The following is a 12,183-nucleotide window of genomic DNA, read 5'->3' as shown; positions in this document are numbered from 1 at the left end:
TTTATCAAAGTCCGCTGATAACTGCACCTTGGGCATACATAGGGAATAGAGTGACTGGTGACTGGTGATTGGTGACTGGTGATTGGTGACTGGGGACTGGGGACTGGGGACTGGGGACTCTCACAAGGGTAGGTATTTTACATTGTCGTGAGGGCAAGACTTGGGGGACAAGGAAGGACAGTGGACAAGGGAGGAAAACCGTACAAAATCATATTATCTTGGTAACAAAAAGACTATTGTGCGGAGAAAATCTTCCTTGTCTACTTTCCCTCCTTGTCTTCCTAGTCCTGCCTCAACAGATAATATTAAAAACCTACCCCTGTGAGGACTGGGGACTGGGGACTGGTGATTGGTGATTGGTGACTGGGGACACTTCGACAAGCTCAGTGCATCGCTGGGGACTTGTGACTGGGGACTGGTGACTGGGGACTGGTGACTGGTGACTGGTGACTGGTGACTGGGGACTGGGGACTGGGGACTGGGGACTGGGTAAAAACTAAATTCTTACTATATATTCCCAATTCCCAATTCCCAATTCCCAATTCCCAATTCCCAATTCCCAATTCCCAATTCCCTGTTCCCTGTCCCCTGTCTCCACGACAAGACTTTCTCAGCAACCCCTACTTAATAGAAAATTGCATTTCTAAAAAACTATCAGTTTCCTAGACAAAACTCATGAAATTCTGTCTGGAAAATGGCTCTAAAAATCTTGACTTTATCAGATATAAGTTCACAATATAAGCAAGGGAATTTAAAATTTTAACTCAGTTCTATTCAAACCAGTATTTCAGGAGGTGATCCAAAAATGGGCATAAAAATTTATGACCTCTACCCTAATCATGATGCACAGTTTATTCAGGAAGCAACTCCTGGGGAAATGATCAATATCAAAGGTGGTTTTGGTAGAAGAAGAAGGAGAGATCCAAGCACAACATTAGAAAGTAGTGATATTTCCGCGCTCATGGAAGACATCAATACTAATCTCGATAGATGGAGAATGGACATTGACACCACACTTGAGGACTTGAGACAGTCAATCAATTTTTAACAGATTGGCTGGGTAATTTAACCATAGTTTCCATATTCGTGTGTTTTCTGTTTAGAAATAGATAACGCACGATTTTTTATGCAATTTTCAAAATCATCACACAAGATAGGATAATTGATTTTTGTTTATCTATACTGGACTTACTCAATCAAGATTGGACTAAAAACCTAATTTTTGGTAGGGGTAATTCATGAATTACCCTGACTTTCATTCTTTTTTGTGTAAGTCCTGATATAGCTGTAAACAGAGTATTTAGGACATCTCCTGTAGGGTTTTAGCATTGCTAAACCCCTACTACATCTGTGAAATCTTATGGTTTACTTACAGCAGTTCCAATCTGAATGTTGACTTGAAAAGTCATGTAACTCAAAAATTAATCAGCTATAAAAAAGACATAAATTCATGATTAATGTCTGATCAACCCAGTTCAAACCCTTGATTTTCCAAATTTTCTTCAATAAAAATAGGAGTATCGGTTGAGCAAAGAAAAACTTAACCGCTCCCACAAATTCTCATCATTGTTCTAATCACTGAGAACAAGTCTTTTAGGAGGAAATTATGGCTAGTATTAAACTCTCTGAATTGCAAGCAACTGGTTCTGAATTATTCCAAGATTCCGAAAGCTTTCTTAACGAAATGAGTGATGCTAATTCCATTTACGGTGGTGGATATAGCAGCACCGTTAGTGATATGTCCACACTCACAAAATTAGCTGAAGCTTTTGTGAATACCTATGGCATTGGACATATTGCTTACTTAGCTAAATCCTACAGCGAAAAATGGTACTAATTACAGTTTCGTTGTACACCGATTGAACTTTCTGAGAACAAGTCTTTGAGGAGGAAATTATGGCTAGTATTAAACTCTCTGAATTGCAAGTAGCTGGTTCTGAATTATTCCAAGATTCCGAAAGTTTTCTCAACGAAATGAGCGATGCTAATTCTGTTTATGGTGGTGGTAACGATTATGTGAGCGATATGTCCACACTCACAAAATTAGCTGAAGCTTTTGTGAATACCTATGGCATTGGACATATTGCTTACTTAGCTAAATCCTACAGCGACAAGGGCTACTGGTAATTTTGTAGTTCCCCATAGTGCAATTTTTAATCACTGAGAACAAGTCTTTGAGGAGGAAATTATGGCTAGTATTAAACTCTCTGAATTGCAAGTAGCTGGTTCTGAATTATTCCAAGATTCCGAAAGTTTTCTCAACGAAATGAGCGATGCTAATTCTGTTTACGGTGGTGGATATAGTTACGACGTGAGTGATATCTCAACACTGACAAAATTAGCTGAAGCCTTTGTGAATACCTATGGTATTGGCCATATCGGTTATTTAGCTAAGTCCTACAGCGATGGCTACGGCTACGGCTACTAATAGTCTTTCTTGTAGTGAACGACTGAGCTAAATGGCTCTCCTGGGATCAACGGTAAAAGTAATTTATGTAATTCACATATATCTAATTCACATAAGTTGACTATTTTACCAATAAACCAGGAGAGCCAATAAAAAAATCAACAAAATCTAATTTTTACAGCATTAAATAAATGGCACGAATTATTATTGCTGACCTGCATCCTATTGATTCAGAAGTATTTATCAATGAAGTCAATAATCAGGAGTATCAAGCAGTATTTGGTGGTGTAGATGGTTCTAGTTATCAAATTCTAAATTTTGGTGTTAAGACTCTTGAATTTATGCTTGTAATTGTGGCTATTGATGCTATTTCATTTTTAACAACCTCATTCATAAACAAAGATTATGAATTGACTGGTAGAGACTTTTTATTAGAAAGTATGTACAATATTCAAGAATAAGTATGATTGTTAAATACGGAAGCAAAAATAAGGATTTTTCTGGAAAAATATCAAATATTATTGATTAAAATTTTTTCATTTTCAGTAAAGCTATGCCATTTCTTTTAAGTTCTCAAAACGTTTTTCCTTATCTCATTTCCCAAGGAATTTGTACTCAAGCAGAACAGTCATTGAGTAAAATTGAGTTAAAATCTGCCAAAAATTTTAATTTATTAGTTAGCTTGCCCGATGGTAGTCAATTGTTAGTAAAACAAGAACGTCTTAACCGAGAAGGTAGAACTCGTGGTGAGTTTTTAGATGAATGGCAAGTTCATAATTTTTTCCAAACCTTCCCAGAAGTTAGTCATCTACGCTCATCTTTATCAGAAGTAATTCATTTTGATGCTGAAAATTCCATCATTGTTTTTAATTATCTCAATAACTATCGGGATGTAGCAGAATTTTATGCTAAGGAGAATTTATTCCCGACTAAAATTGCTCGCTCAATAGGAGAAAATTTAGCTTCAATTCATCGTTTAACTTTAGACCGTCAAGAGTATCAGCAATTTTTCCAAAATTCTGAAGTGATCACACAGCCAACAAGTTCTCAGATGAATGGGGGAGTAAATAGAATTACACCAGAAGTATTTGGTCACGTTACATCTGATGGGTTGAAATTCTTTGCACTTTATCAACGTTACGATAATTTAGGAAAAGCGATCGCCAATTTGAAAGAGGCTTTTCATCCTTGTTGTTTAACTCACAATGACCTCAAACTTAACAATATTTTGCTTTCTTTAAATTGGGAAACAGCAGCAGAAAGAGAAATATCTTCAGAATTTTTCTTGCCTGATCAAGATGATCAAATTATTCGTTTAATTGACTGGGAACGTGGTTCTTGGGGAGATCCAGCCAATGATTTAGGATCAATAATTGCTAGTTATTTACAAATTTGGCTATATAGTATGGTAGCTAGTAGAACCATACCCATTGAAGAATCTTTGCGGTTAGCGGCAATTCCTTTACATCTAATACAGCCTTCCATAGCAGAATTAATGGCTACTTATTTAGCTAACTTTCCCGAAATTTTAGAGTGTAGTCCTGAGTTTTTACAACGAGTTGTACAATTTACCGGTTTTTCTTTAACTACATCTATTCAAGCTAAATTGCAACATGAAAGAACCTTTGGTAATTCGGGTATCTGCATTCTTCAAGTCGCCAAAAGCTTATTGTGTCGTCCTCAAGCATCTATGACCACAATTTTTGGCATGGAAGCCTCAGAATTGATACCTACCAATTTATCAATGACTGTCGCTTGATGAGGAGTCAGAAGTCGTAGGGGCGAAGTAGGGGCGAAGCATTCGGAAAATAACCTTTTCATAAAATTGATAATTGATTGCCTTCGGCACGCTACGCGAACGCCTGAATGCTTCGCCCTTACAGGAAAATAACCTTTTCATAAAATTGATAATTGATCGCCTTCGGCACGCTACGCGAACGCCTGAATGCTTCGCCCTTACAAGAAAATAGCTTTGGACAAAAATTGATAATTGGTCGTCCGAATGCTGATGCTTCCAGCACGCTTCGCGAACGCCCGTACAGGAGTCAGGAGGTAGAATTTCTTTAATTTTGACTTTTGACTTGATACCTCCCCACCTCGCCACACCCTACACCCTACACCCTACACTAGAAACTATGCAACTATTAGATTCGGTACAGTCTCAACTTGCAGAACTGCCCCAGCAATTGCAGACATCACTAGCGGATATTGTCAATAACATTACAATTGAATCTCACCACTGTATCAAGCATCCAAAGTACAAATCTTTAGAATTGCCAGAGTCAGTGATCCCTCGCTTTGAGAAGTTACCACTGGAGATGCAGCAACAGCACTTAAAGTTACAATTGCGTAATTTTATATACAGTGCTTATTATAACGTTGCCACAAAACCTGACCAAAATCCTGATGACGAGGAAAGCAATAGTAAAGTAAACCAAAATCTTGAAAATAATAGTTTATTCGGAGTGGATTTAGAATTCTATGATCTTTTGCATACCAGGAACAAAAGTCAAGGCTACTGGAGTCATAGCTGGCAGATAGTCAGGGAAGAAACAGATGGCAGTTTGGCAGTGCATAAAAATGGGTTAACACTGCACGTTGATCCTAACTTGCATCTGTTACCAACAAAGCAAAAATTAACTGTTGGTAAGTTTGTATCTATTAAAATGCCGAAGAATTTGGTGCAGAAGGGATTTTATATGGCCGTAGCAAATGCAGGTTCCCAAAATAATCATGAGATTACGCGAATTTACTTTAACTTAACACCTGAAGGGGCAGCAGCCGTGATGGAAAGTTTAACAGAAGCACTAAATAATATCGACATTTCATTTTCGTTTAAAGCACTATATAATCCTGTCGATTATCGACGTTATGACTCAGCCGTGCTTTACTTTAACAAAGGCAAATATGAGCTAGTTCACCCAATATTACCAAGAATATATGAGGAAAATAAATCCTATTTTCAAGAGCAAGTACCTTTGTTTACTAAGTTATTAGCACCGGGGTTAGCTTGCGCTGAAGAACCAGAGCAAAAATTTGGTGATCAGGAAAGTTTTGGTACTCATCGCTGTCAAATTATTGCTAATGGTTTAATAGCAGCTTGGCAGCAAGGTGATCATAGCCCAGAAGGTCGTATGACATCTATTATTCAGCAATTTTCTGCGATGAAAATTGACTTACAAAGTCCTTATCTTAATCCCCGTTCTCAGGATATTTACACTCCTTTGTTTTAGTTGCACTTAAGAGCATTTAGCATCTGTGCTAAATGCTAATGATTTTAGCATCAGTACCGTTGATAAATTTGTTTGGCTTCTCATTTTAGAGGTAATGGTATGATTCAAGAAAATTTTGAGCAAAATCAACAATTAGATAAGATATTTAAAGACGCACAGTTTCAACAAATTATCAAAGCTATTATCCTTGGTAAATATGCCTGGGCTTGCGTTTTATTTCTCCACTTTGCTGGATGCGACCCTCTAGACTATATACCCCATGAAATTTATAGTCAATTAATCCAAGATAACTATATTTTTACTGGAGATAAGCAGCATTTAAAGCAGGATAAAAAATTAGAATTTTCTGGTTTAAAGGTAAATTGGGGTAAATTTACGAGCAGTAAACATAGCTCAAATTAAATTTTGGTTACTCATAAATATATCCCCGACTTCTTTGAGAGGTTGGGGATATTAACATGAACATTAAAGTTCAGTTAAGCCTATTTCTCGCAATGAATAAAAAGCTAGATACAAATCATAGGTTTTCAATTCTTTACTCATGGGTTGTTTTGTTATTTATAATTGCCTTAGCTGGCTTCGCTGAATATTTGTGTAGAAGATTTTTGTGGAGAAGATTGATAATTTTTATCTTCTTCTAAATTGGCTTTTATTTCTAATGTTTTCACTTGTTGTTTTAACCAATTTGTAAATAAATCACCTATGATTTTCACCCGCATCTGTTCATTTAATTGGGGTTTAATAATTTCCTCTACCATAATGATATGCGCTCCTTGAGATGTAATGATTGGTTTGATAATTTGGGGGGGGTTGGCTGCAAAAATAGCGGCGGCTATTTCTGGTCTAAAATCACTGCGTTGGCGCATACCTTGATATCCTCCAGCACGACGAATTTCGGGAGTTTGAATATATTGACGAGCAATTTGGTGGAAACTGATTTCACCTTCTTGCAAAGCATAAAATATTTCTAAAGCTAAATCTTCATCATCTAATATCACTTCATAAGTTACTGCGGCGGTGTAGTCGAGTTGGTGAGCATAAAAAAATGGTTCAACTTTATCTGCAAATAAATGCTCGGCTAATTTTGCAGATACTAAGTTAGTATGGGCGATTTCTTCAAAGTTATCCAAAGAAAGATAATGTTTATTTAACCATGCCCAAGTGTCTTCTGCTTTAATCAGTTTGTTGGCTAATCGTAGGCTATCTGCTGCTTGTTGTAGTTCTTCTGTTGTGATAGTAATATCTTCTTTGATAGCAGTATCCGCAATTATTTTTCTAGTGGCGATTGCTTCTAGTACATTAGGAATTTGGCAAGATATTTTAACATGGTAAAGAATATCCTCAGAAGAAACGCTGATAAATTTTGACATCTTCTAATTCTCCATTATTAATAATTGAGGAGTCAGGAGTAGTTTTACTCTTGACTCCTGACTCCTACTATATTAAAGGTCTAAACCATTCTTTTGCAGCTTTTTGAATGGATCTAAAATAAAGTCAATAACGCGACGTTGACGCACAATAACTTCTGCGGTTGCGGTTTGACCTGGTGTTAAAGGAATACGTTTGTTACCAGCTTGAATATAAGGTTGTTCCAAGGCAATTTCTAACTCATAAGTTTCTAAGCGAGTGGGGCTATTTTCTGGAATTTTAGCATCAGGTGAAATCCAGGTAACACGCCCTTGCGTCACACCATATTCCTGGAAAGGATAAGCATCAAACTTGATTTTTACTGGCATTCCTACCTTCACAAAACCACTTTGTTGACTGGGCATTTGTGCTTTCAAAATTAAAGTAGCACCTTTGGGGGCAATTTGCGCCAGCATCTGTCCTGTTTGCACAACAGAACCGGGTTTTTTCACAGGTAATTCAAAAATTGTGCCATCAATAGGCGATCGCACTACTCGCTGTTGTAATTGCAATTCCAATGATTTAATCTGACTTTTGGTTTGAGTAATTTCTGATGTCACTGAAGTAATTTGTGTTTGTAAATCTTTCAGTTGTTCCTGATTTTTCAACAATGTTAATTTACCTGCTTGTACAACACTTTGATAGCTACTTTCCTGTTCTTGTAAACGCAGTTTTGCTTGTTCAATATCTGACTTAGCTTGAGTCATCATTGAGTTATATCGGCTTACATCTTCCTGAAGACGCAACTGAGATTGTTTAATATTAGCTTTAGCTTCTTCTGCCAACCTTTGACTTTCTTCTGCTGTTTTTTCTATTTCCACAAATCTAATTTGAGGAATTACACCTTGCTTTAAAAGTTGACGATATCGAGCAACTTCTAATAAATCTCGACTTAAACGACTTTTAGCTAAACGATGGGCAATTTGGGTAGAATTGATACTCTGTTTTGCTTGTTCAATTTGAGCGAGTCTTTCCCATTGTTGCAGATTATATGCACTTTGTTTAGCATCCAAGTTTTCTCTTGCTTGATTAACTTGAGCGAGTTTTTCTAATTGTTGGGACTGGTTTTGTTGTTCTTGGATATTTATCGCCAGTAATACTTGATTTTTGAGTAATTCTAATTGAGCTTGGCGATTAACTAAACCTTCTAATTTAGCTTGGGTTTGTTGCATTTCTGTTCGCAAAACTTCAGAATCTATTTCTACTAAAACCTGTCCAGCTTGAACTGTTGCACCTTCTTGAACATTGACAGCAATAACACTACCAGTAACTGCACTATCTAATGTTTGGGTTGCACCTTTGGGTTCTATTCTACCACTAGCATTTCCAGTTTCATCAACTTGAGAAAACATTGTCCAAGGTAAGGCTACTGCTGTAAAACTAACTAGTAAATAGAGCATTGAGCGTGTCCAGGCTTTAGGTAAAGCATCTAATAATTCTTCCGTACCATAAAACCAATCTTTTTCTGTAGTTGCTGTCTGTTTTTCCTGTTGAATATCAGCAGAATGAGTTTGTCCTGATATCAAAATGGCTGAGGATGAATTGTAAGTTGATTGTGGCATATTTTAATTATTTGTCAATTTGTAAGGTAGAAAATGATTTTTTCAAGTAAGAAGTCAGGAGTTGTAGGGGCGACGCATTCGGAAAATAACCTGTGATAAAAATTGATAATTGTTAGCCCGAATGCTGATGCTTCCAGCACGCTTCGCGAACGCCCTTACAGGAGTCAGAAGTTAGAATATTTGTTTGTAGCAGGAATCCACAGGAGAAAGTTTTTTTATCAACAACCAATGACTCGAAAACTTTCATTTATACTGAACCCTGAATCCTTACTTTTTTCAAGCCAATTTATATGAAAAAGCCCTTTGATTTTTAAATAAATTCAGTTGAAAATCCAACATACATATTAGAGACGTTGTATGCAACGTCTCTTGATTTATATTGAAGATTAAGGTGATTGGTGATTGGTGATTAGTGATTAGTGACTGGGACGAAAATCAATAATTACCTGTTCCCTATTCCCTATTCCCTATTCCCTTCTTACTGTCACCTGTCACCTGTCACCTATTTACTGACTTAACCTGTAGCAGCTAGTTGTTGTTGATTGAGATAATAATAATGTCCTTTTTTAGCAATCAATTCTTCGTGAGTACCGCTTTCCACTAAAACACCGCGATCTAAAACTAAAATCAGGTCAGCATTACGCACAGTAGAAAGACGATGGGCAATAATTAAACTTGTGCGTCCTTTAAGGATTTTTTTGAGATTGTTCTGAATAATTCTCTCAGATTCAGCATCAAGATGACTGGTAGCTTCATCTAATATTAAAAGGCGCGGATTTCCTAATAATGCACGTGCTATGGCTAGGCGTTGGCGTTGTCCTCCTGATAACATTCCTCCACCTTCTCCAATTTGGGTTTCATAACCCATTGGCATCCGTTTAATAAACTCATCTGCACCTGCCAATTGTGCTGCTTCAATAATTTCTTCTAGACTGGCTTCGGGGTGAGCTATGCTGATATTTTCCCGAATTGTACCACCAAATAAAAATGTTTCTTGGTCAACAACTCCTATTTGCGATCGCAAGGATTTTAAGGCAATACTAGTCACATCTTGATTGTCAATTAATACTCTACCATCCGTCGGCAGATATAACCCTAAAATCAATTTAGAGAGTGTGGTTTTTCCTGAGCCACTGCGCCCAACTACGGCTACAGTTTGTTTAGGTTGAATTTCAAAACTTAAATTTTCTAGAATGTTAACCTCGCTGTCTGAATGATAGCGAAATGTCACATTATCAAAACAAATTCTTCCATGTAATCTTGGTAAATTTTGCCGGGGTTGTATTGCTAAATCTTCTTCTACTTCGGCTTCTAAGACATCATTAATCCGCTCGGTAGAAACAATCACTTCTTGTAATTGATTCCATAATACAATTAACCTTTGAAAAGGTTGAATAATGTTGCCCAATAACATATTAAAAGCCACTAATTGACCAATAGTTAATTGATTTTGAATCACTAACCATGCTCCAAACCACAATAAACCAGTGGTAGCTAGGGATTGAATGGTAGAACTAATTATTTGCAATTGGTTGCCGATTACCTGAACGCTAAAATTTTTCTTAGTCAAGTTATTTAGCAATTCTTCCCAATGCCAACGCACTGTTTGTTCAATAGCCATTGATCGAATAGAAGAAATGCCAGATAAACTTTGAATTAAGTAACTATTTTCTTTGGTTACCGCACCAAAGACTTCACGGCTCATGCGTCTTAAAAAAGGCGTAGCAAAAAAAGCTAAACAGACAAAAGGTGGAACTATTGCTAATACTAACAAAGCCAAAGGTGGACTATACCAAAACATCAAACCCATATAGATAAACACGGTCAGCAAATCTAAAATAATAGATAATGCTTCACCAGTAAGAAACCGTTGAATTTTTTGATTTTCTTGGACGCGAGAAACAATATCACCGACGTAACGCGACTCAAAAAATGACAAAGGTAAACGAAATGTATGTTTAATAAATCCCACCAACAACGCTACACTAATTTTATTAGCTGTGTGGTCTAATAAATATTGTCTGAGTCCATTGATGATAACACGAAATAAGCCAAAAATTAGCAAACCAAACCCAACAGTATTTAAAGTAATGGTGCTACCTTGAACAATGACTCTATCTAATAATAGTTGAGTAAATAAAGGTGTCACCAGTCCAAAAACTTGAATTAATACCGAAGCTACAAATACTTCTAGTAATACCTGAAAGTGAGGTTTAACTAAATCAAATAACTGCCAAAATGGTGTATTCGTTTCTGGGGTGTCTTTGAGTGATTTTGTCGGTTGTAATAACAACGCATAACCAGTCCAACCGGCTTTAAATTCCCCGATAGTGAGGGTGCGTTGACCAATAGCAGGATCAGCAACAATTACCTGTTTTTTGGTGATTTCATAGACAACGATGTAATGTTTACCTTCCCAGTGGGCGATCGCTGGTAATGGTTGTTGTGCTAATTTATCTAAACTAGCTTTTACTGGACGAGTAGCAAAACCAATACTTTCAGCCGCAGAAGTTAAACTCCGCATAGATGCACCAGCACGGTTAACATTAGCAAGTTCCCGCAAGCGATTTATACTGAAATTTTTACCCCAATAACGGCTAATCATCACTAAGCAAGCTGCACCACAATCAGAAGCACTTTGTTGTTCAAAATATGGGTAGCGTTTGCTAATTTTGCGCCACCAATTACTGGCGGTGACAGTAGGACTAGGAAAGTATTTTTGGCGTTGTTTGGGGCGTTGTTTCGATTGTGGTTGAGGTTGGTTTCTCGGTTGGGGAAATTGAATGACATTGGGATTTTTGGGTTTAACTTCGCGCTTGATCGGTTCGGTAATTGGTATATTTTCTGCTGCAATTAATGTACTAAGTTGCGGCCAATGTTGTATTGCTTGTTGCCAATCAGCTTGACGTAAAATGTAAGCTATTGTTGGTTCTGTTGCTTGCCAATTTTCCTGTGGGGGATTTGCCAAAATATTACCAGGTGTTAATTTTGTACCTTGAGCATTTTGTAATTCTCCCTGCCTTACTAACAACAGTTTAGCATCTTTAATGATTTGGGAATTGACAGTACCAATGTCTAAATTTTGTTTGGTAAATAAGGACAATGCTGTTAACATTTCCTCTACTGATTCATGGCGGGGAATAGCAGAGTTTTGGCACAATAACAGCAATGTATCCCAAAGTTCTGCCTTCAGGAATAGGCGCTCCCATACTGTCGAAATCTTATTAATTACCTCCTGGGGAAGATAACCTATTTTTAAATTCATAGAAGCTCTAGCTACATAATTGCTAAACTTCTGTTCGGGAAAAAGTGTCAACTCTCCAAATGATGAACCAGATGTTAAAGTCGTAATTAAATTATTTTCACCATCTAATAGTCTGACTTTACCAGCCAAAACTAAATAAATTCCTGGTGCTGCGGTGGCTGATTGCCAAAATTGCTTGGCTATTGGTGGTTCAATAATTTCTAAGGCTTGAATACAATTTTCTAAGTCTTTTTTAGACAGAGAATCACCCAAAATTTGGGTAATTTGTGCGGCTAATTGTTCCTGAGAAAAATTTGATGTCATTTTCTT

General features: G+C 37.0%; 15 protein-coding genes. 9 read left to right on the top strand and 6 right to left on the bottom strand.

Annotated elements, in window-relative coordinates; translation table 11 throughout:
- Nucleotides 1-4: 4 nt before the first annotated feature.
- The 3 genes from H6F45_RS12155 to H6F45_RS12145 are packed head-to-tail and all read right to left on the bottom strand — an operon-like array spanning nucleotide 5 to nucleotide 617.
- Nucleotides 5-157 (bottom strand): hypothetical protein, encoded by a 153-nt coding sequence (locus tag H6F45_RS12155; protein ID WP_190347298.1) that lies wholly within the window; start codon nucleotides 155-157, stop codon nucleotides 5-7.
- A gap of 56 nt (nucleotides 158-213) precedes the next feature.
- Nucleotides 214-381 carry a hypothetical protein gene (locus tag H6F45_RS12150; protein ID WP_190347317.1) on the bottom strand — a complete coding sequence of 56 codons (168 nt, stop codon included), beginning with the start codon at nucleotides 379-381 and terminating at the stop codon, nucleotides 214-216.
- Between the two features lie 2 nt (nucleotides 382-383).
- Nucleotides 384-617 carry a hypothetical protein gene (locus H6F45_RS12145; RefSeq protein ID WP_190347316.1) on the bottom strand — a complete coding sequence of 78 codons (234 nt, stop codon included), beginning with the start codon at nucleotides 615-617 and terminating at the stop codon, nucleotides 384-386.
- A 188-nt stretch (nucleotides 618-805) separates the two neighbouring features.
- Here H6F45_RS12145 and H6F45_RS12140 point away from each other — a divergent pair, with 188 nt between their 5' ends.
- From H6F45_RS12140 to H6F45_RS12100, 9 genes are all read left to right on the top strand, one after another.
- Entirely contained in the window at nucleotides 806-1,048 is a 243-nt protein-coding gene (locus H6F45_RS12140; protein ID WP_137667887.1) for a hypothetical protein, read from the top strand.
- 558 nt (nucleotides 1,049-1,606) lie between these two features.
- Entirely contained in the window at nucleotides 1,607-1,837 is a 231-nt protein-coding gene (locus tag H6F45_RS12135) for a hypothetical protein (protein ID WP_190347297.1), read from the top strand.
- Nucleotides 1,838-1,896: 59 nt separating this feature from the next.
- Nucleotides 1,897-2,127 carry a hypothetical protein gene (locus H6F45_RS12130; RefSeq protein WP_190347296.1) on the top strand — a complete coding sequence of 77 codons (231 nt, stop codon included), beginning with the start codon at nucleotides 1,897-1,899 and terminating at the stop codon, nucleotides 2,125-2,127.
- 61 nt (nucleotides 2,128-2,188) lie between these two features.
- Complete coding sequence (locus tag H6F45_RS12125; protein ID WP_190347295.1) at nucleotides 2,189-2,428, top strand: hypothetical protein; 240 nt, start codon at nucleotides 2,189-2,191, stop codon at nucleotides 2,426-2,428.
- A 170-nt stretch (nucleotides 2,429-2,598) separates the two neighbouring features.
- Nucleotides 2,599-2,868, top strand: coding sequence for a hypothetical protein (locus H6F45_RS12120; protein WP_190347294.1), 270 nt, complete (start codon nucleotides 2,599-2,601; stop codon nucleotides 2,866-2,868).
- 92 nt (nucleotides 2,869-2,960) lie between these two features.
- On the top strand, nucleotides 2,961-4,166 hold the full coding sequence (locus H6F45_RS12115; protein ID WP_190347293.1) for a phosphotransferase: 1,206 nt from the start codon (nucleotides 2,961-2,963) through the stop codon (nucleotides 4,164-4,166).
- 152 nt (nucleotides 4,167-4,318) lie between these two features.
- Complete coding sequence (locus tag H6F45_RS12110; RefSeq protein WP_190347292.1) at nucleotides 4,319-4,474, top strand: hypothetical protein; 156 nt, start codon at nucleotides 4,319-4,321, stop codon at nucleotides 4,472-4,474.
- Nucleotides 4,475-4,542: 68 nt separating this feature from the next.
- Nucleotides 4,543-5,640: a T3SS effector HopA1 family protein gene (locus tag H6F45_RS12105; protein ID WP_137668721.1), complete on the top strand. Its 1,098-nt coding sequence runs from the start codon at nucleotides 4,543-4,545 to the stop codon at nucleotides 5,638-5,640.
- Between the two features lie 99 nt (nucleotides 5,641-5,739).
- The gene (locus tag H6F45_RS12100) at nucleotides 5,740-6,042 is read left to right on the top strand and encodes a HetP family heterocyst commitment protein (RefSeq protein WP_096572749.1); all 303 of its coding nucleotides are present in this window, start codon (nucleotides 5,740-5,742) and stop codon (nucleotides 6,040-6,042) included.
- Nucleotides 6,043-6,209: 167 nt separating this feature from the next.
- Here H6F45_RS12100 and H6F45_RS12095 read toward each other — a convergent pair whose 3' ends face one another.
- From H6F45_RS12095 to H6F45_RS12085, 3 genes are all read right to left on the bottom strand, one after another.
- Nucleotides 6,210-7,010 (bottom strand): peptidylprolyl isomerase, encoded by an 801-nt coding sequence (locus H6F45_RS12095; protein WP_137668719.1) that lies wholly within the window; start codon nucleotides 7,008-7,010, stop codon nucleotides 6,210-6,212.
- Nucleotides 7,011-7,082: 72 nt separating this feature from the next.
- On the bottom strand, nucleotides 7,083-8,609 hold the full coding sequence (locus H6F45_RS12090) for an HlyD family efflux transporter periplasmic adaptor subunit (protein ID WP_137668718.1): 1,527 nt from the start codon (nucleotides 8,607-8,609) through the stop codon (nucleotides 7,083-7,085).
- A 514-nt stretch (nucleotides 8,610-9,123) separates the two neighbouring features.
- Complete coding sequence (locus tag H6F45_RS12085) at nucleotides 9,124-12,177, bottom strand: ABC transporter transmembrane domain-containing protein (RefSeq protein ID WP_190347291.1); 3,054 nt, start codon at nucleotides 12,175-12,177, stop codon at nucleotides 9,124-9,126.
- Between the last annotated feature and the right edge of the window lie 6 nt (nucleotides 12,178-12,183).

Origin of the sequence: Sphaerospermopsis sp. FACHB-1194 (genome assembly GCF_014696235.1) — a bacterium.
In the GTDB taxonomy this organism is placed as follows: Bacteria; Cyanobacteriota; Cyanobacteriia; order Cyanobacteriales; family Nostocaceae; genus Sphaerospermopsis; species Sphaerospermopsis kisseleviana.
The sequence above is the reverse complement of the archived record's forward strand: the minus strand, read 5'-3'. Positions and strand labels throughout refer to the sequence as shown.

Excerpts from the sequence above, each read along its gene's own strand:
- H6F45_RS12115 (WP_190347293.1), top strand. The coding sequence starts at position 2,961 with ATGCCATTTCTTTTAAGTTCTCAAAACGTTTTTCCTTATCTCATTTCC.
- H6F45_RS12120 (WP_190347294.1), top strand. The coding sequence starts at position 2,599 with ATGGCACGAATTATTATTGCTGACCTGCATCCTATTGATTCAGAAGTA.
- H6F45_RS12095 (WP_137668719.1), bottom strand. The coding sequence starts at position 7,010 with ATGTCAAAATTTATCAGCGTTTCTTCTGAGGATATTCTTTACCATGTT.
- H6F45_RS12085 (WP_190347291.1), bottom strand. The coding sequence starts at position 12,177 with ATGACATCAAATTTTTCTCAGGAACAATTAGCCGCACAAATTACCCAA.
- H6F45_RS12090 (WP_137668718.1), bottom strand. The coding sequence starts at position 8,609 with ATGCCACAATCAACTTACAATTCATCCTCAGCCATTTTGATATCAGGA.
- H6F45_RS12140 (WP_137667887.1), top strand. The coding sequence starts at position 806 with ATGGGCATAAAAATTTATGACCTCTACCCTAATCATGATGCACAGTTT.
- H6F45_RS12135 (WP_190347297.1), top strand. The coding sequence starts at position 1,607 with ATGGCTAGTATTAAACTCTCTGAATTGCAAGCAACTGGTTCTGAATTA.
- H6F45_RS12105 (WP_137668721.1), top strand. The coding sequence starts at position 4,543 with ATGCAACTATTAGATTCGGTACAGTCTCAACTTGCAGAACTGCCCCAG.
- H6F45_RS12130 (WP_190347296.1), top strand. The coding sequence starts at position 1,897 with ATGGCTAGTATTAAACTCTCTGAATTGCAAGTAGCTGGTTCTGAATTA.
- H6F45_RS12125 (WP_190347295.1), top strand. The coding sequence starts at position 2,189 with ATGGCTAGTATTAAACTCTCTGAATTGCAAGTAGCTGGTTCTGAATTA.
- H6F45_RS12100 (WP_096572749.1), top strand. The coding sequence starts at position 5,740 with ATGATTCAAGAAAATTTTGAGCAAAATCAACAATTAGATAAGATATTT.